We start from the raw sequence: 18,835 nt of genomic DNA on the forward strand, positions 1-18,835 counted from the left end.
GGACAACGCTAATAGACCGACACGAAAACAAGGAAATGCCAAAAACCAACACCACAAAACCAAAACCTACCCCCGCTTCCGCAATGGCACCAGCAACCCCCGCAGCCCGTTATGATCCATCTCCTGCATCAGCGCGAGCAGCCTGCCAATCTCCCCCGGCGGAAATCCCTCCCGTGCAAACCAGTTGAGATAATGCCCAGGCAGATCGGCAATCAGCCGACCTTTGTACTTCCCAAAGGGCATCGCAAGCGTAACGAGGCGTTCAAGGTCTGCAGTATCCATCCGCGCTATTGTGCACGACTTTGCCCACGTGCATACCGGTCAAATTAACCGACCATCCACACACTACTCCACAAATTACCGCACGCAGCAACCACGTTCGCATCAGCAAAAAATTCAAGCGAATCACCATTTATTGCAGGGACTCCGCTCCTTCAATTTCCTACCATGGGCTGGCCTTGCGAATTCGTCAGGGTGCCGACAATAAACAGACATGGAGATAAATGAAGAAGACCCTTCTCGCCGCGTCCGCCGCGATCTCGTCGTTTTCCTTCCAGCCCGCCCATGCCCAGTCTTCCGTTACGCTCTACGGCATCGTCGATAACGGCATCGAATATCAGAGCGGCGGCGGTGCGAATCATGTGATCCGCGCTTCGTCGGGCGGTCTGTTCGCAACCGTCTATGGTTTCATCGGTCACGAGGATCTGGGCGGTGGCCTTCATGTGAATTTCCAGCTGGAACAAGGCTTTTCCGCCGTAAATGGCGCAGCACAGAATTCAGCCGACGCATTCAATCGTCTTGCCTGGGTCGGCTTGTCGGGAAGCTTCGGCGAATTGCGCTTTGGCCGGCAAAAGAAGCCGCAATATCTCTATCTGGATGGCGAAATCGATCCGCTGGCTGCGAAATCCATTGCCTCGCCGCTCAACGATTTCGACGACGTCTCCGTGCGGGCAAGCAACGCCATTACCTGGTTTACGCCAGACTGGCACGGGCTAACCGCACAATTTCTGGTGGGCCTGCGCGACTCCACCACGCAGCCCTCCAACGGCATTCAAACCTATAACGTGGTGGTGAAATACATCAATGGCCCGTGGCACGTTGCGGCCGGCTACGACCAGCAGGACAACGCAACAGGCAAGTCGATGCAGAAGGTTTTCACCGCCGTCACGTCGTTACGGGTCAAGGCGGCACGCTTCTATCTGGTCTATCACACGGAAACCCAATCCGATCATAGCCAGAATGAAGCCACCTATTCGGCTTCTGCTTCCTACCTGTTCAATCCGGCCAATGAGATCGCAGTGATGTACGGTTATCTGCACGATCGCACCGGAAAGGGCAACAACGCGCAACAGATCGGTCTGTCCTATGAATACTTTCTCTCGAAGTCGTCGATTCTCTACGCTGCGGCCGGTTTGATCGATAACCGCAATCAGGCCAGCTACACGCTCAACGGCACGGAGTATTCCGGTATCGCCATGACGCCGGGCGCGACCGCGCGCGGCGTCATCGTCGGCATTACGCACAAGTTCTGATGCGTATTGCCGCGCCATTCGCTCAGGACTTGCAGGCCTCGTACAAGGTATTGAGCCGGCGATCCGGTTCCGCCACATACGGATTGCTCTCATCCCATGCGTAACCCGCGAGCACCGAGCAGATCATGCGTCGAATCAAGGGCGTCTGGCGCGGGTAATAAATGATGTCCTGTAACTCGCCCGTGTACCAGCGCTCGACGAACGCACGGAACGTATCGATCCCCTTGCGCAAGGGCACGTCGTAGTCGGCGTGCCAATCCACAGTCTCGCCTTCGAGCACGCGCTCCAGCACCTGGACTGCCTGACGCGCCGAACGCAATGCGATCGTAACGCCCGACGAAAATACCGGATCGAGAAACTCTCCCGCGTTGCCGAGCAATGCATAACCCGGCCCGTGCAGACGTTCGACATTGGCCGCATAGCCGCCGATCTGCCGCACCGGCATCACGAAAGGGGCGTCGCCAATCAAACGGTTCAGCGTCGGTTCCTCGCGAATCAGCGTGCGCAGACGCGCCTCGCGCTCGTCTTCAGGCATGTCGTGAAACGCGGCGTCGGCCACGCAGCCCACCGACGAGCGGCCGCCCGCCAGCGGAATCATCCAGAACCACACATCGCGATGCTCAGGATGCGTCGCGACGCAGATCTTGTTGCGATCGAAGTCGTCGAGTGCGAGGCCGTCGCGCACATGGCTGAAGATCGCCGCGCGCGTGGGCATGCCGGTTGGCGCTTCCAGATTCAGCAGACGCGGCAGCACGCGGCCAAAGCCGCTCGCATCGAGCACAAAGCGCGCGTGAACGTCGTAGCGCGCGCCGCTTTCGTCGGCCACTTCGAGCACCGGCGCGTCGCCCGGATGCATCGCCAGCACCGTATGACCGAAGCGCACTTGCGCACCCTGCTGAGCCGCGCATTGAATCAGCACGTCGTCGAATTTCGCGCGCTCGACCTGATACGTCGTGCCCCAACCCGGCGAATGTTTATCGCGGAAGTCATAGGCCGTAGCGCGATCGCGCCACACGAACTGCGCGCCGTTCTTGTACTGAAAGCCGGCTTCCACAACGGCCTGCAACATGCCCGCTTCTTCGAGGTACGCCATGCTCTGCGGCAACAGACTTTCGCCGATCGAAAAGCGCGGAAAATGCTGACGTTCGAGCACCAGCACCGAACGGCCGGACTTGCGCAACAGCGCCGCCGCCAGCGCACCCGAAGGACCCGCGCCGATGATGGCCACGTCGACCGTTTCACGCTGGATCGCAGCGTCCTTTACTGTCTCTTCCTGACTGTGTTCCATAATTCCTAAGCTCTTCCTGCGTGCGTCGCATGAATGCGCGACGCGATGACCGCTTTGACGTCGACCTCACGCCATTCACGCCGCCCTTGCCATTACAATGCCCCTTCTCTTCCAGGACCGGAAATGCATCGGGGAAAAAATATGTCGGTTTCCGAATCAAAGCAGGTGCCGTTCGTGCCGGAGACGGCCTTCGGCATCTGGTTTCTCCGCACGCACACGTGGGAACATCATGTCCTGCGTGTCGCGATCAACGACCTCAAACGCCTGATCGACTCGCCTCTGCCCACGGCTCCTACGATCGTCGATGTCGGCTGCGGCCAGGGCAAATCGTTTCACCTGCTCGCAGAGGCGTTTCACCCGCGTCGCATCGTCGGTATCGACTATCACGAAGATTCGCTCGAGCTCGCGAGGCAGGCCGCGCGTGCCTGTCCGAATCCATCGCAAATCGCATTCGACGTACTGCATGGCGACTGCGCGAACCTGCCGCTACCCTCGGCCAGCGCGGACATCGTGTTCTGTCACCAGACCTTTCATCACCTGGTCGAACAGGAACGCGCGCTCGCGGAATTCCATCGTGTGCTCAAACCCGGCGGCATCCTGTTATTCGCCGAGTCCACCGAGGCCTACATTCGTTCATGGGTGATCCGCCTGCTGTTCCGCCATCCGATGGAAGTGCAGAAAAGCGCCGACGAGTATCTCGAAATGATACGCCATGGCGGATTCCGCTTCACAAAGCGCAATGTCTCGCTCCCCTATTTGTGGTGGAGCCGTGCCGCCGACTTCGGGCTGTTCGAGCGCCTGGGTCTGCATCGTCCGAAGCCCGGCAAGCGGCGCGAAACGCTTGTCAACGTGGCAGCCGTGAAAGCGGACGCAACGGTCTGACAAATAGCGATCAGGCCGATTGAAGCGGCAGCCCGTGCTGGCATGCGCCGCCGCTTCAACATCTCAGGCCGCGCGTTTCCGCGCTTACTTCGCTTTCAGCGTCACGACGTCGCCCACCAGCGCGACGCCCGCCACCACGGCGCCCGCGCCGCAGGTGAATTCCGTGGCGCTTGCGCGCAGGTCTTTCTTGTAATTGCTCTTGATGTTGATGACCGCGTTGCCGCCTTCCTTGCGCGCGCGTTCCTGCAGTTCCAGCACGGCCGAAAGAAACACGTGCTGGCAGGCCGCTTCATCGCTCTTGCCGAACGCATTGGTCTTCTTGTTGGTCGCAAACTCGCCGATGGTTTTCTGCACGGCCGGATGCGACTGGCCCGCAAAATACAGGCCGATATCGTCGCTCACCTTGCCCGGCTCGCTCTTGAGCGCGGCGTCCACTGCATAGGTGCTCACCGAATCGCGCGCGTAGACGTGCGACGTCGCGAAAGCGGCGCACAGCGCGCTCAGCATCCAAAGCTTCTTCATCTGCTTCTTCATCTTTTTTGCTCTCCGTTGGGTCAATGAATCAATTGGCTTGCAGCACGACAAGATCGCCCTTCACGACGATCGCCGCGGCGCTGCGGCTCAGACCGCAGTTGAATTCGGTGGACGATTCCGAGTGGCTGCCATGAAAGCGCGTGGTCACGTTGATAACGGCGTTCGCCTTCTTCTCGCGGGCGTCGTTGCGCAGCTTGTCGAGTCCTTCCGCGAGCGCCTTGTTGCAGGCGACATCGCCGTCGTCGGTCGCGCGCGCGACACGGATAGCGTGCGACGCATCGCCGATACGGTGCACGACATCGGCATGCGGCTGCGCACCGAAGTACACCGCCACATCGGAGGCCGCATTCGGCGTAGCCGGTGCGGCATTCGCGGCATTCGTAACAGACGTAACGGGATGCAACGCGCCCTGCAACGGCAGCGTTTTCAGCTCCGTGCCGCAAGCGGCCAGCGTCAGGCTGATCAGCGCGGCTGCACTCAGTGTCAGGCTCGGTGTTCTCATGGTTTTCCTCGTCATTTTCAGGGTTGCCTGTAACGTCACTTGTCGTTCCAGGCGCGAAACATCAGGCTCGCGCAACTCCCGCCGAACCCAAACGAAACCGACATCGCCGAAGCCATGCGCGCCTCCCGCGTCGCCCGCACGAGCGGCATTTCCGCCGCGCCCGCATCGAGATCGTCGATACCCACGGCGCCCGCGATAAAGCCGTCGCGCATCATCAGCAAGGTGTAGATCGCTTCGTGCGCCCCGCAGGCGCCAAGCGGATGGCCGCTCAAGGCCTTGGTCGACGAAAACGCCGGCACTGCCGCGCCAAACACGGCGCGCAGCGCGAGCAGTTCCTCGACATCGCCCGACGGCGTCGAAGGCGCGTGCGTGTTGATGTAGTCGGGCCATGAGGCCGCTTCGTCGAGCGATGCACGCATCGCGCGCGCAATCCCGCCCGCCTGCGGCGCGACCAGTTGCACGCCGTCCGTGCAATGGCCGAAGCCCGTCAGTTCGGCGTAGATACGCGCGCCGCGCGACTGCGCGTGGGCAAGCGATTCGAGCACCAGCACCCCCGCGCCGGAGCCGATCACGAAGCCATCGCGGCGCACGTCGTAGGGCCGCGACGCCTGCCCAGGCGTGTCGTTGAAGCCGCGTGACAGCGCACCCATGGCGTCGAACATCAACGTCATGTTGTCGTGCAGCGCCTCGCTGCCGCCCGCCAGCACCACATCCTGACGGCCGGTCTGGATCAACTGCATCGCCTGACCGATCGCCAGCGCCGATGTCGTGCAGGCCGAGGACGGCGAATACGTCACGCCTTCCATGCCGAACACATGCGCGAGATTCGCCGATGCGGTACTGCTCATGGCCTGCGGCACGGTATAGGGCGGCACGCGGTCCACGCCGCGCGCCTGCGCGCAGGCCATGGCCGCGTCATACGCCGACATCGTGCCGACGCCCGAGCCGACCACCGCGCCAACACGCGGATGCCGCAAAGCCGCTTCGTCGATACCCGCATCGGCGATGGCGCTGCGCGCGGCGTGGCAAGCAAAGCGCGCGGTATCGCCCATAAAGCGTTCGGCCTTGCGCGCAAACGGCGTTTCGCCCTCCACGGTTGCGACCGCCGCCACCTGACTCGCGAAGCCGCGCTCGCGCCAGGCCTCCACGCGCGTGATGCCGCCGCGCCCTTCGCGCAGGCGCGCGGCTACGCCGTCCAGCGTATTGCCCAGGCACGAGACGATCCCCATGCCGGTGACGACCACCCGCTGCAATCCAGCCGATCCGGTCGATCCAGCGAATATCGAGGATTCCTGCATGCTCACCGCACGCGCGCAAAAATCAGCGAAGTGTTCACGCCGCCAAACGCGAAGTTATTGCTCATCACGTAATCGGCGTCGATCTCGCGCGCTGCGCCCTTGATGTAGTCGAGCGGCGCGCAGGCCGGATCGACTTCGTTCAGATTGAGCGTGGGCGCGTAGCGATTGCGCTTCATCATTTCGATCGTCCACCACGCCTCGATTGCGCCGCACGCGCCCAGCGTATGGCCGATGTAGCTCTTGAGCGAGCTGATCGGCACCCGCGCGCCGAAGGTTTCGGCGGTAGCGTGACTTTCGGCGATGTCGCCGCGATCGGTCGAGGTGCCGTGCGCGTTCACGTAGGCGATCGCCTCGGGCGCGAGTTTCGCGTCGGCGAGCGCCTGGCGCATCGCCACGGCCATCGTCGCCGCCGTGGGCTGCGTGATATGCGCGCCATCGGAATTGCAGCCGAAGCCCACGACTTCCGCGTGAATGCGCGCGCCACGCGCCACGGCATGCTCGTATTCCTCGAGCACGAGCGTCGCGGCGCCTTCGCCCACCACCAGGCCGTCACGCGCGGCATCGAACGGACGCGGCGTCTGCTGCGGCTCGTCGTTGCGCGTGCTGGTGGCGTAGAGCATGTCGAACACCGCTACGGCCGGGCCCGAAAGCTCCTCGGCGCCGCCCGCCAGCATCAGCGTCTGCTTGCCGCTGGCGATCATTTCGTACGCGTAGCCAATCGCCTGGCTGCCCGACGCGCAGGCGCAGGAAGTGGGCACGACGCGGCCCTTCAGATCCCAGAACAGGCTCACGTTCACCGCGGTCGTATGCGGCATCATCTGCACGTAGCTGTTCGAGGTCACGTCGCTCATCGAGCCGGTTTCGAGCATCTTGCCGAACGCACGGATCGGCTCGACCGAACCGGACGAAGAACCATACGCCACGCCCATGCGGCCGTCCTTGATCGACGCATCGTCGAGCAGACCGGCATCGGCGAGTGCGTATTCGCTCGCCCGCACCGCGTAGAGCGACACCGGCCCCATCGAGCGCGTCTTCTTGCGCGGATAGTGCACCGGCATCTCGAACTTCGGCAGCGGGCACGCGAGGCGCGTATGCAGCTGCTCGATGTAATCCCAGTCGTGCACCCGCCGCACGGCATTGACGCCGCGTTCGAGCGCCGCTTCCACCTGCTCCCACCGGTCGCCGAGCGCGGTGACGCCGCCCATGCCGGTCACGACGACGCGCCGCATCAGACCATCCCTCCGTTCACGCCGATCACCTGACGCGTGACGTAAGACGCCGCATCGGACATCAGGAAGCCCACCACGGCGGCGACTTCGGCGGGCTGTCCCACGCGGTTCATCGGCACGGCCTTGAGCGCGTGATCGAGCGGCACTTCGTCGAGCATGCCGGTGTCCACGAGCCCGGGCGCGACGCTGTTGACCGTGATATTGCGCGTGGCCAGTTCGACCGCAAGCGCCTTGGTCGCGCCGATCAGGCCGGCTTTCGCGGCGCTGTAGTTCACCTGGCCGCGATTGCCGGTCACGCCCGACACCGACGCCACCGTGACGATGCGCCCGCCTTTGCGCGCACGCACCATCGGCATGACAAGCGGATGCACGACGTTGTAGAACGCGTCGAGCCCGGTTTCCAGCACGATGTCCCAGTCTTCCTCGGTCAGCGCCGGAAAGGCGGCGTCGCGCGTCACGCCCGCGCAACAGACGATGCCGTAATACGCGCCGTGCGCGTCGACATCCGCTTCGAGCGCGCCGCGGCACGCGGCGCGATCGCGCACGTCGAATTGCAGGACGCTCGCCGTGCCGCCTTGCGCAGTAATGCCGGCCGTGACGGCCTGCGCTTCATTGAGGCCCGTGCGGCAATGCACGGTAACGGCGAAGCCGTCCGCGGCCAGTTGATACGCAATCGCGCGGCCAATGCCGCGGCTGGCGCCGGTAACGAGAACACGCCGGTTCATGGTCGGGAATTTTCCTCGATGAAAGTCTGAAAATCGTGCGGCTGATACACCTTGACCGTAGCCTCGGCGCACAGCTCGCCATGCTGTTCGATGGTGCAGCCGTAGGCGCCGTGGCCTTCGGCGCTGCGCAGCAGTTCGTTGACGCTCACGCGCAGCAATGCGCCGCTGGCGAACGCCGGGCGCATCGCCGTATAGCGGCGCGTGCCGAGCAGCACGCCCGGGCGCGCCGCTTTGCCTTCGCGCATCGACAACAGGCCCACGTGCGCCGCAATCGCCTGCGCCATCAATTCGATGCCGATCCACGCGGGCATCGCGCCCGCGCCATCGGCGTACCAGGCGTCGGCGCGCACGCTCGCCTGTGCCGTGAGCGATTCGTCGCTGCACGCGCACACGGCGTCGAGCAGCAGCATCGTGCCGCGGTGCGGAATGATCGATTCGATCGGCGGGAACAGTTCTGTGGTCATCGTGCAAGCACCAGTGAGACGTTGCTGCCGCCGAACGCGAACGAATTGCTCATGACGTACTGGCATCCCGGCGGCAAGTAGCGCACCGACTCGACGAAATCGAGCGGCGGCAAGCTGGGATCGGCGTGCCCGTCCCACACGTGGCGCGGCAGCGCGACGTCGGCGCGCGCGAGCGTGAGCCAGGCGAGAGCGGCTTCGGTCGCGCCCGCTGCACCCAGCGTGTGGCCCGTCAAGGGCTTCGTGCCGCTCGCGGCCACGCCATCGGGAAAGACGCGCGCCATCAGCTGCGCTTCCATCTGGTCGTTCTTGATCGTCGCGGTGGCGTGCAGATTGACGTAGCCGATCACATCGGCGCCGATACCCGCATCCGCCAGCGCCGCGCGCAGCGCGATTTCGCCGCCCGTGCCCTGCGGATCGGGTGCCGAAATATGGTGCGCATCGCTCGATTCGCCCGCGCCCGCGAGCCGCACCGCGCCTTCTTCGCGGCTCATCAGAAACACCGCCGCACCTTCGCCGATGTTGATGCCGCAACGGTTCGCGCTCATCGGATTGGTGCGCACGGCGCTGGTCGATTCGAGCGCGGCGAACCCTTGCAGCGTGAGTTCGCAAAGCGTGTCGACGCCACCGACCACGACTGCGTCGCACAGATTCGCGCGCAGCAGGCGGCGCGCCGCGACGAAGGCCTTGGCGCTCGACGTGCAGGCCGTGGAGATCGTGAACGCCGGGCCGCCCAGCCCCAGCGCGGCGGCGGCAAACGGCGCGGCCGTGCCGATTTCCATCTGCCGATAGTCGAAGGCGGCGGCAGGCGCTGCGCCGGCTTGCGTGAACACCGCTTCCGCCGCGCTGATGCCCGAGGTGCTCGTACCGAGCACGACGCCGATGCGCCCCGAGCCGTAGCGCTCGCGCGCCGCGTCGATGGCGGGCGCGATCTGGGCGAGCGCGGCCAGCAGCAGACGATTGTTGCGGCAGTCGTACTGCGCGAGCGCCGCGGGCGGCGCGACATCGAGCGGCGTCTTCACGCTGCCCGCGAACGCCGTGCCGATGCGCGTCGCGATCGGCCCCATACCGGGCGCTTCGCCGCGTGCGAGCGCATCGACGATCGCCGCGACGTCGTCGCCCAGTGCGTTGACCATGCCGAGCGCATGCAGATAAGCGGGCTTGGAAGCGGGCCGCAAAGCCGACCGGGAGGCTGACAGCGCCATTACGTGTTTCTCCTTGGAATCGAGGCCATGCCGACCGGCGCAAGCAGCACCGACACCATGATGCCGAGCGACAAGGTCGCGCCGAAGCTCTTGAGCGCGGGCATCGACGTCATCGCGAGCATGCCGAAGGACAGCAAGGTGGTCGCCGCCGACAGCAGCACGCCGGTCCAGACCGCGCCGATATCGGCACCGGCGCGCATCGCGCCTTCGCGCAGAAACACCGCGTAGTTCGCGCCCACGCCGAGCACCAGCATCAGCGCCAGCAGGTTGAAGAGATTGATGCGGATATGCGCGTAGCCGAACGCCGCCAGCGTCACGCCGATCGCGAGCCACACGGGCAGCGCAACCGCGAACGCCGCGCGCCAGCCGTAGCGCAGCATCAGCAACGCCAGCACGAGCACCAGCGCGCCTGCGAGCCAGAGCGCGCCGTCCTGCCGGTAGACCCCGAAGAGATGCGACACGCTCGCGGCCTTATCGACGAAACTCACGCCGGGCAGGGTCTGCGCCAGCGCGCGCAGCGCGGGTTCGTTCGTCGTCGACACCCCTTGCGGTATCACCACCGCCGCGAACGCATCCGGCGTGCTGGCCGGGCGGCCGAGCCACAGATGCCGGAACGGCTGCGACCACGGCTCGGCCAGCCAGTCGTTCACACCGAGCGTCTTCGTACCCGACTGGGACCACGCTTCGGGCCAGCTCTGGGCGATATCGTCGCGAAATCCGGCGGCGCTCAACATCGCGCGCAACGCGGTCCGATCGGCGAATACGTGCGCGCCCAGCAAGGCGCGATCGGCGCGCTGCTGCTGCGCCGAAGGCACGAAGGACGTAACCGACTGCCAGCCGCGCAGCGCCACATCGCCCGGGAGCGCGCCCAGACGCGCGCACAGCGCTTCGGCGCGTTCGAGCACCGCTTCCGGCGAGGCGCCGCGCACCACAAAGAACTGCGCGCTGTTATCGACGCCCACTGCGGCGCTCACCACGCGCTCCTGCGCCACCAGCGACGCATCGCGCTGGATCAGCAGATGGATATCGTCGTCGCTGCGCAGTTGCAGCCAGCCCGGCACCGCGACGATCACGATCGCCAGCGCCAGCACGAAAGCGCGCCGGCCGCCGATCAGCGCATGCCACTTCGCGAGCAGCGTCGCCGCCACGGCGAACAGCGTCTGCGGACTGCGGCGCGCGGGACGCGTCATCAGGCTCGGCAACAGACCGAGCACCGAAGCAAAAGCCGTAAAGATGCCGACGATCGCAAAGCAGGCGATCTGCTTGAGCGCCGGAAACGGCGCGAAAGTCAGGATCGCGTAGCCCAGCAGACTCGTGGCCAGCGCCACGCCCAGCGCGGGCAACACCTCGCGCGCGCCGCGCTTGGCGTTCCAGCCCTGTCGCGCGCCCAGATAGACGACGAAATACTGAATCGAATAATCGACCGCTTCGCCGATCAGGCTCGCGCCGAACACCAGCGTCAGCAGATGCAGCTTGCCGAAAATCAGCATGGTGGCGGCGAGCGCGCACAGAATGCCCAGCGCCGTCGACACGAAACCCAGCAGGAGCAGGCGCGGCGAGCGGAAAATCCACAGCATCAGCAACGCGATGCCCACCGCCGAAACAATGCCGATCACGTGCACGTCGCGCTCGGAAGCCCGGCGCGCGGATTCGGCGTAGAACACCGCCCCCGTGCGCGCGACCGAAACGTCGGGCCACGCGGACTTGAGCGCGCTTTCGCCCTGCGTGACGGCGTGCAGCACGCCTTGCTGGACGCTCGACTCGTAGGCCGAGCCCGGCAGCGTGCCCACCACGAGCACGCTCGTCGCAGCGCCGCGATGCGCGACCAGCAAGCCATCTTCGACGGTGAGATTCGATGCCGCGAGCGGCAGGCCCGCCAGCCAGTGCTGGAGCCAGCCGAACGGATCGTCGGCAAGCGGCGTCGCGAGGCCCGCGCCCGGCATGCCGTAGAGACGTTCGGTCAGCGCGCCGCCCAGCGCCTGCGGGCCGCCGGCCTGCGCAAGGTTCGCGCGGTCGTCCGGAGTAAGCAGGCCGAAGCGGTACGGCATATAGAAGCGCGCGATGCGACCGAGGTCGAACGGCGGAATGCGCGCCGTGACCGAGGCGAACGCGTGGCTCGCCGTCAGTGACGCGCCCAGTTGCAGCGCCGCGGCTTTGGCGTGCGCGTCATCGTCGCTGGACACGAGCAGCACGGCGCGATTGCCGAGTACGCCGGCAAGCTGATCGACGGCCTCTTCGGCCACCGGATCGGCTTCGGTCGCGGGCAACAGGGCGAGCAGATTGGTCTGCAACGGCGACGGCCCGGCGAAGCGCCAGCCGCAGTAAAGCGCGGCGGCCACCGCGAGCAGCAGCCACGCCGCGCGCAACGTCCATTGCCGCCAGGCAGCATTTGCGATACGAATCTCGGGCGAATCCACTATGGCGTTCCGAACAGCGTCTGGTCGGCGGGCGCGAGTTCGATTACTTCGGCGCTGCCGCTGAAGTCGAACTGCGTGAGGTCGCCATTGGCGAGCGTGATGCGCAGGCTTTGCAGGAAATCGCCGCCTTGCATGTCGATGCCGCGCAGCGCCTGCGCGATCTGCGGCTGACGCGGCACGAGCCGCATCTCCCAGCGCGCGGGCGTGCCGCGCGCCTGCACATCGAATTGCGAATACAACGCGCTCAGATCGCCGCCCAGCATCGAGCGCATCATCTTGCCGATCTCGGTCGCGCCGCGCGCACCCTGCTGCGAGCCGCCAGCGACGCGCTTGCCCGACGCATCGAGCACCGTCAGGCCGCCATCGCGCATGACCCAGGTTTTCCGGTAAGGCGTGTCGATCTGCCAGATCAACCCGCGGTCGCGGAAAAACAGCATCGAACCGGTGCTCACGAGCGGCGCCTTCATGGCGGCGAGCGTCTGCGTCTGCGTGAAGCGCGCGCGCACGCCCTTCGCATGCGCAAGACGCGCGGCGATCTGCGCGACGAGGGCGGCATCGGCGTCGTTAGTGGCGGCAGCCGGCGCAGCGGTTGCAGCATAGGCCGGTGCCCACGCCGCCTGTAGCGCGAGCAGCGCCGCAAGCGCGAGACCCTGCTTCAGCTTGCCCATGCGCGCTCCAGTTTTTCCGTCACCACAGGCGGCGATACGAACTGCAACTCCTTCGTGCCGGCGTGCACCGCGACCTGAATCGTGAAGCCCTTGGTAAGCCGCTCGCGCGAGACGCAATCGAAAATCTCGTAGCTGATTTTCAGGCGATTCGCGTACTCGACCAGATGCGCGCACACCTCGAGTTGCTGCCCATAGACCGCAGGCCGCACAAACTTCAGATGCGCTTCGACCACGGGCCAGACATAGCCCGAAGCTTCCATCTCGCGATAGTCGTAATCGAATTTGCGCAGCAGCGCCGCGCGGCCGAATTCGAAGTACTTCAGATAGTGTCCGTGCCAGCAGACGTGCATGGCATCGACGTCATGAAACGGCACTTCGAACGTCGTACTCGCGCTGAGTACCGCTTTGTCTGCCACGCTCATACAGGTTCTCCGCTAACTCTGCTGCCATTCATATCGCCGATGAAATCTCCAGCGGCGATGCGCTCCGTCATGGCCCGCAGTTCGTGTTCGAGCGCGCGGTCTTCGTCGACGAACGGCGAGCTTGCCTCGACCGCGTCCATGAAAACGCGCAGCGGTTCGGGAATGACCGTGGCCGCGTTGCCTCGCAGACGCAGGCGCGCTGCCTGCACCGTGGCGAGCGCATGCGCCGCCGCGACCTGCTCGGTCAACTGCAACACGCGCAGACAGTCGCGCGCCGCGATCGTCCCCATGCTCACCTTGTCCTGGTTGTGCGCTTCGGTGGAGCGCGAGAACACGCTGGCGGGCATCGTGTGCTTGAGCGCCTCCGCCGTCCACGCCGACGACGAAATCTGCACCGCCTTGAAGCCGTGATTGATCGCCGCACGCGCCGCGCTCGCGCCGGTCAGGTTGCGCGGCAGGCCGTTGTTGAACTTGTCGTCGACGAGCAGCGCAAGCTGGCGGTCCATCAAGTCGGCGAGATTGGCCACGGCGGTTTTCAGCCCGTCCATCGCGAACGCGATATGACCGCCGTAGAAGTTGCCGCCGTGCAGCACGCGCTCGCCGTCGGGATCGATCAGCGGGTTGTCGTTGGCGCTGTTGAGTTCGTTTTCGATGTCGCGGCGCATCCACGTCAGCGCATCGCCCAGCACGCCAATCACATGCGGCGCGCAGCGGATCGAATAGCGGTCCTGCAACCGATGGCCCGGTGTATCGGGACGCCCGGCCAGATCCGCGCGAATCCACGCCGCAGCCTCGCCCTGCCCGGCGTGCGGCTTGGCTTCGAAGATCAGGGCGTCGAAATGCGCCGCGCGGCCGTCGAGCGCCACCGTCGCGAGCGCGGTGAGACGCGCGCACAGGCGGGCCAGTTGCGCCGCCCGCGCGAACGCGAGACACGCGAGCCCGGTCATCACGGCCGTGCCGTTCATGAGCGCGAGACCTTCCTTGGGCGCCAGCGTAAGCGGCGAGTGGCCGAGCGCCTGCCATGCGTCGCGCGCCGCGCAGGATGCGCCGCGAAACTGCACGTCGCGCTCGCCGGCCAGCGCCGCCGCCACATACGACAGCGGCGTGAGGTCGCCGCTCGCGCCCACCGAACCCTCGGCGGGAATGCGCGGCAGCACGCGATGATTGATCAGATCGGCCAGCCGTTCGAGCAGCACCGGACGCACGCCCGAGAGCCCATAAGCCAGCGAATTCAGGCGCGCGGCGATCACGGCCAGCGCGGACGCATCGTCCAGATACTCGCCCATGCCGCAGCCGTGATAACGCGTGAGCTGCAGCGGCAAAGCCTCGACGAGCGCCATCGGCACATCGACCACGCAGGCGTCGCCATAGCCGGTGTTGACGCCGTAGACCGTGGCGCCCGCGTCCAGATGACGGCGCAGAAATTCCGCGCCGCGCGCGATGCGTGCGCGCCAGGCCGGGTCGTCGCTCAGTTGCACGGCAGCGCCTTCGCGCGCCACCGCCACGACGTCCTCGATCGTCAGACGGCGAGCGCCAATGATCACGGTTGCGGTCCGGCGTGCCGTTGCGTCTGCAAGCGCCGCATCGTTCAGGTCATGGTCGGCCATGGGTTTTCCCGTTGGGCCGCGCCCAGAAATCGTAAAAATTGAACCATTGATAAGGCGCCTTGCGGCAATAGTGTTCGAGGCGGTTCGCAAAGCGCTGCGCCCAGGCCGCGATATGTTCGGCACGACCGCGGCGCGGCAAATCGATGCGCTCCGCGAACGGCTCGAAATAGATCCGGTAGCCACCGCGCTCTTTCAGGCAGAACAGCAGATAGACGGGACATCCGAGCGCATGCGCGAGCACGTAGGGCCCTTGCGCGAACGGCGCCTTCTCGCCGAGGAACTGCGCCTCGGTCGTGCGTCCGCTTTCGTGCGCGGGCGTGCGGTCGCCGACGATCACCAGCAATTCGCCGCGCTCGATACGCTCCTGCATCATCAGCGCGGTCTGCGGACCGAAGTCGCTCACCGGCACGAGATGCTGCGCGAAATCGCGATGCGCGCCCGCCAGCACGCTGTTGAAACGCTTCGCGTGCTCCGTGTAGACGATCGCCGTCACCTTCGTCTGCGCGCCGCGCACGGCAAGCGCGCGCGCCATCTCCAGATTGCCCTGATGCGAGCCGATCACGAGCGCGCCGCGCCCGCTCGCGAGCAGCGCGTCGAGCGCGCCGGCGTCGTCGACCGGCACATCGGCGAGATCGACCCGGCCGCTCCAGGCGGCAAGCTTGTCGAAACCCGATTGCGCGAACGCGAGCATATGGCGGTACGACGTGAGCCAGCCCGGACGCGGCGTGTCGTGCTGCAACGGTGCGGCTTGCGCGGATTGCGCGTACTGCGCGAGTCGATCGAAATAGCGCCGCGACGCCTCGCGCGCCGGACGACCCGTGAGCAGAAAGTACGCGACGATCGGATGCAGCCAGAGCGACGTGAAGCGCCGCCCGAACAGACGACAACTCAACGCCAGCAGACGCATGCCCAGACGGCTGCCGCGCTCCGCCCGGCGCCACCACGGCGCCTGCGTGCCGTCGCCGCGCACGCGGCGCGGCAGAACCTTGTGCGCGAGCAGCAACGGCAGCCGCACGAGCATGCCCGCGACGAGCCGCGTATGGCTGCGGCTGATGCGTACGTTGTCCCACAGCACGTCGAAGTGCGAGACGCCATCGGCGGCATAGGTGACGGCGGTGGGAATCGACACGAATTCGACGCCGCGCCAGTGCAGACGCACGAGAATCTCGATATCGAAATCCATGCGCTCGGGCAGCTTCACGCGGTCGATCAGCGCGCAGGCGAGATCGAGCGGATAAAGCCGGAAGCCGCACATCGAATCGCGGATCCTCAGGGACAGCGTCTCGATCCACACCCAGACATGCGTGAGATAGCGGCCATAGAGGCGCGCCTTTGGCACGCTCTCGTCGTACACGGGCCGGCCGAGCACGACCGCGTGCGGTTTCGCCTGGGCGGCGGCGAGAAAACGCGGCACGTCGGCGGCGTCGTGCTGGCCATCGGCATCGATCTGCAAGGCGTGCGTATAGCCCGCGTTGCGCGCCGCGCGCAGTCCCGCCATCACCGCCGCGCCTTTGCCGCCGTTGACGGGCAGGCGCAGCAGCGTGAGCTGGCTGCCATAACGCAGCGCGAGACCGGCGAGCACCTGCTGGGTGGCTTCGTCGCTGCCATCGTCGACGACGAACAGCGGCAGGCCGTGAACGATCAGGTTCGCCACGGTGTCGCCGATGGCGTCCTTGTGGTTGTAGATCGGAATAACGATACAGGCCGCGAGGCTCATGCGGGCTCCCGGTACACGATGGCGCCCGAGGCGCAATCGCGCTCGCCGAAGCGCCACACGAACGCGACGCGCCGACGCGCGGCGTCGTGCGTCAGCTTGAGTGTGAGCAGCACGCCGGGCGGCACCGGCGCCATGAATTTCAGTTGATCGACCGAGGCGAGCGTGCGCACGCCTGGCAGCCATTCATCGGCAAGCCGCAGCGCCCAGTCCACCTGAACCACGCCCGGCAGGATCGGCAAGCCCGGAAAGTGGCCGGCGAAATGCACGAGCGTGTGGGGCACGCGCAGTTCGAACACGCGCGCCTGCGCATCGTCCCATTCCGCCAGCAACTCGAACCCTTCTTCGCGAGCGGTGAATGCCTGCGCGACAGCCTGCGCCTGCACCTTGCCGCGCGCATCGAGCGGCAGCGCGCGGCGAATGCGCCAGTGACGCGGCAGCACGACCGCATCGAACCACGCGGCGAGATGGCGGCGCAAGGCCTTCACGAGCGCGACGCGGCCGTCGCGCTGCAAGCGCTCGCGGCCCTGCGCGGACAGCACGATCAACGCGCCGATGCGCTGGCGCGCGGCGCCTGCGAGCGGCACGGTTCTCACCTCGGCGATATCGGGATGCAGCAGCAGACGGCTTTCCATTTCGCCGAGCGATACGCGCTTGCCGTCGAGCTTGACCACGCGGTCGAGGCGGCCTTGCAGGCGGAACCGTCCCTGATCGTCGAAGGCGGCTTTATCGTCGGTGCGATGCCAGGCAGCGTGGCCCAGATGCGCCGAACACACTTCGAGCGCGCCGCCCTCTTGCGCGGCGGCCGCACGCACGCGGATGCCTTGCATCGGCGTCCAGGCATCGGTTTCGCTCTGACGTCGCCATGCAATGCCGCCGGTTTCCGTGCTGCCGTAAATCTCCAGCGGCGCTGCGCCGAACGTTTCGGCATAGCGTTGCGCAGCGTCGAGCGCAAGCGGGCCACCCGATGAGAAAAACGCACGCGGCTGCGGTGCCAGCGCGGCGAAACCCGGCAGATCGGGCCAGCGCGACAGTTGCGCGGGCGTGGACACTACGACGCTTTCGCCGCATTGGGTCATGCGCGCCTGCAGTTGCCGCGGCTCTGCACAGGTCGCGCGATCGAACGGCCGCCCGGCCGCCAGCGGCCAGAACACCCGGAACAGCAGCCCGTAGATATGGTGATGCGGCACGCTGGCCAGCACCGTTGCCCCGGCGGCGAGCGCGCCCCATTCGGCTTCGAGCGTGCAGACTTCGGCATCGAATTGCGCGAGCGTCTTGTGCACCGGCTTGGGCGTGCCGCTGCTGCCGGAGGTGAAGAGAATCAGCGGCGCGCTCGCGTCGATTGAGTCGATTGCGTCGCAAGACGCTTGCGGAGCGGCCGCCGTATCGGCGCACCACGGCGCGATCTCGCTGTCGTCGAGCAGAAAATCGTAGGCGTCGCGCAGATCGGCGAGATAGCCCGGCGTGGCATTCGCGGGGATCACCGGCACCTTGCCCGCCGCCAGCACGCCATACAGCGCGCAGGCGAAATGGTAGGGATCGTCGCTCCAGAGTGCGACGCGCTGGCCCGTGCGTTCGCGCAGCCGCGCAGCAATACCCGAGGCCTGCGCGCGGAACGCGCCGAAGCGCGTAAGGTTCGCGCCGTCGATGCTCACCACGGCCTGCGGCTCGCGGCACGGCACCGCGAGCAATTCGTGCAACGCGATCACAGAACCTCCAGCCGGGCCGCGCGCGGCAGCACGATCCATTTGCGCCAGGCGATCTCGCCCACGATCAGCACGCCGATCAGGCCATAGGCAATCGCGCCGTTATAGAGCGACCACAGCCGAACCGGCCAGTCGAGCGCGGTCCATGCGGAAAACACGCCGTTGACGGCGAAAAACGCGCACCAGACCTGCGTGACGCGGCGCGTGTAGCGCACGATATGCGCGGGCGGTTCGGGGAAATTCCGCTGGGCGAACTTCTCGATCATCGACGGTCCTTTGACAAGCGTCGCGCCGAACGCCACGAGCAACCCGAGATTCACAAATGCAGGATACAAACGCATGATCAGTTCGCTATTGGTGAACACAATCGCCACCGAAGCGAGGTTAAGGGTGATGGCTACGCCCCAGTCCACCGGCGTGAGCTTGCGCAACTGCGCCGCAATCGCGCCCGTGCCCGCCACGCGCTGCAGCCAGAGCAGCACCAGCAGCATCACGCCGACGAGACGCGGCGAATCCCAGCGCCACGCGCAGAGAATCACGACCGGATACGCGAGCTTCGCGAGCAGTCTCAGCATGCCCTGCGCGCGCGCGACGCCCGATGCTGATGCGGCCTGGGCGCCATGCCCGGAACGAACCATCACGAAA

General features: G+C 65.9%; 18 protein-coding genes. 2 read left to right on the plus strand and 16 right to left on the minus strand.

All coding sequences use genetic code 11. The features are described from left to right. Nucleotides 1-66: 66 nt before the first annotated feature. Entirely contained in the window at nt 67-282 is a 216-nt protein-coding gene (locus U5A67_RS12175; protein ID WP_321814966.1) for a DUF3820 family protein, read from the minus strand. A 221-nt stretch (nt 283-503) separates the two neighbouring features. On the opposite strand from U5A67_RS12175, the gene U5A67_RS12180 reads away from it, so the two are divergent. Further along, nucleotides 504-1,532, plus strand: a complete 1,029-nt coding sequence (locus U5A67_RS12180) for a porin (RefSeq protein WP_321814965.1) — start codon at nt 504-506, stop codon at nt 1,530-1,532. A gap of 22 nt (nt 1,533-1,554) precedes the next feature. Here the strand turns inward: U5A67_RS12180 and U5A67_RS12185 are convergent, their stop codons facing one another. After that, nucleotides 1,555-2,820, minus strand: coding sequence for an NAD(P)/FAD-dependent oxidoreductase (locus U5A67_RS12185; RefSeq protein WP_205980962.1), 1,266 nt, complete (start codon nt 2,818-2,820; stop codon nt 1,555-1,557). Nucleotides 2,821-2,961: 141 nt separating this feature from the next. Between U5A67_RS12185 and U5A67_RS12190 the strand changes: the two genes are divergently transcribed. After that, nucleotides 2,962-3,702, plus strand: coding sequence for a class I SAM-dependent methyltransferase (locus U5A67_RS12190; protein ID WP_321814979.1), 741 nt, complete (start codon nt 2,962-2,964; stop codon nt 3,700-3,702). 84 nt (nt 3,703-3,786) lie between these two features. Here U5A67_RS12190 and U5A67_RS12195 read toward each other — a convergent pair whose 3' ends face one another. Genes U5A67_RS12195 through U5A67_RS12260 form a run of 14 tightly spaced genes read right to left on the minus strand, consistent with a single transcriptional unit; the run spans nt 3,787 to nt 18,828 of the window. Further along, nucleotides 3,787-4,224 (minus strand): excinuclease ABC subunit A, encoded by a 438-nt coding sequence (locus U5A67_RS12195; protein WP_205980963.1) that lies wholly within the window; start codon nt 4,222-4,224, stop codon nt 3,787-3,789. A 40-nt stretch (nt 4,225-4,264) separates the two neighbouring features. Next, nucleotides 4,265-4,738: a signal peptidase gene (locus U5A67_RS12200; RefSeq protein WP_321814964.1), complete on the minus strand. Its 474-nt coding sequence runs from the start codon at nt 4,736-4,738 to the stop codon at nt 4,265-4,267. 35 nt (nt 4,739-4,773) lie between these two features. Continuing rightward, entirely contained in the window at nt 4,774-6,036 is a 1,263-nt protein-coding gene (locus tag U5A67_RS12205) for a beta-ketoacyl synthase N-terminal-like domain-containing protein (RefSeq protein WP_321814963.1), read from the minus strand. Nucleotides 6,037-6,038: 2 nt separating this feature from the next. After that, entirely contained in the window at nt 6,039-7,265 is a 1,227-nt protein-coding gene (locus tag U5A67_RS12210; RefSeq protein WP_321814962.1) for a beta-ketoacyl-ACP synthase, read from the minus strand. Beyond that, the gene (locus U5A67_RS12215; RefSeq protein WP_321814961.1) at nt 7,265-7,990 is read right to left on the minus strand and encodes a 3-ketoacyl-ACP reductase FabG2; all 726 of its coding nucleotides are present in this window, start codon (nt 7,988-7,990) and stop codon (nt 7,265-7,267) included. The genes U5A67_RS12210 and U5A67_RS12215 overlap by 1 nt, the downstream gene beginning before the upstream one ends. After that, nucleotides 7,987-8,454, minus strand: a complete 468-nt coding sequence (locus U5A67_RS12220; protein ID WP_321814960.1) for a hotdog family protein — start codon at nt 8,452-8,454, stop codon at nt 7,987-7,989. Before U5A67_RS12220 ends, U5A67_RS12215 begins: the two co-directional genes overlap by 4 nt. Next, the gene (locus tag U5A67_RS12225) at nt 8,451-9,656 is read right to left on the minus strand and encodes a beta-ketoacyl-ACP synthase (RefSeq protein WP_321814959.1); all 1,206 of its coding nucleotides are present in this window, start codon (nt 9,654-9,656) and stop codon (nt 8,451-8,453) included. Before U5A67_RS12225 ends, U5A67_RS12220 begins: the two co-directional genes overlap by 4 nt. Continuing rightward, nucleotides 9,656-12,073, minus strand: coding sequence for an MMPL family transporter (locus tag U5A67_RS12230; RefSeq protein ID WP_321814958.1), 2,418 nt, complete (start codon nt 12,071-12,073; stop codon nt 9,656-9,658). The genes U5A67_RS12225 and U5A67_RS12230 overlap by 1 nt, the downstream gene beginning before the upstream one ends. Then, nucleotides 12,073-12,741 carry an outer membrane lipoprotein carrier protein LolA gene (locus U5A67_RS12235; RefSeq protein ID WP_321814957.1) on the minus strand — a complete coding sequence of 223 codons (669 nt, stop codon included), beginning with the start codon at nt 12,739-12,741 and terminating at the stop codon, nt 12,073-12,075. Before U5A67_RS12235 ends, U5A67_RS12230 begins: the two co-directional genes overlap by 1 nt. Then, nucleotides 12,729-13,163 (minus strand): thioesterase family protein, encoded by a 435-nt coding sequence (locus tag U5A67_RS12240; protein ID WP_321814956.1) that lies wholly within the window; start codon nt 13,161-13,163, stop codon nt 12,729-12,731. Before U5A67_RS12240 ends, U5A67_RS12235 begins: the two co-directional genes overlap by 13 nt. Next, entirely contained in the window at nt 13,160-14,770 is a 1,611-nt protein-coding gene (locus tag U5A67_RS12245) for an aromatic amino acid ammonia-lyase (RefSeq protein ID WP_321814955.1), read from the minus strand. Before U5A67_RS12245 ends, U5A67_RS12240 begins: the two co-directional genes overlap by 4 nt. Continuing rightward, entirely contained in the window at nt 14,757-16,487 is a 1,731-nt protein-coding gene (locus U5A67_RS12250; protein WP_321814954.1) for a glycosyltransferase family 2 protein, read from the minus strand. The genes U5A67_RS12245 and U5A67_RS12250 overlap by 14 nt, the downstream gene beginning before the upstream one ends. Further along, entirely contained in the window at nt 16,484-18,193 is a 1,710-nt protein-coding gene (locus U5A67_RS12255) for an AMP-binding protein (protein ID WP_321814953.1), read from the minus strand. The genes U5A67_RS12250 and U5A67_RS12255 overlap by 4 nt, the downstream gene beginning before the upstream one ends. Beyond that, nucleotides 18,190-18,828, minus strand: a complete 639-nt coding sequence (locus U5A67_RS12260; protein ID WP_321814952.1) for a hypothetical protein — start codon at nt 18,826-18,828, stop codon at nt 18,190-18,192. Before U5A67_RS12260 ends, U5A67_RS12255 begins: the two co-directional genes overlap by 4 nt. Nucleotides 18,829-18,835: the final 7 nt, after the last annotated feature.

The organism is Paraburkholderia sp. J69-1, from assembly GCF_905220255.1.
GTDB lineage: Bacteria > Pseudomonadota > Gammaproteobacteria > Burkholderiales > Burkholderiaceae > Paraburkholderia.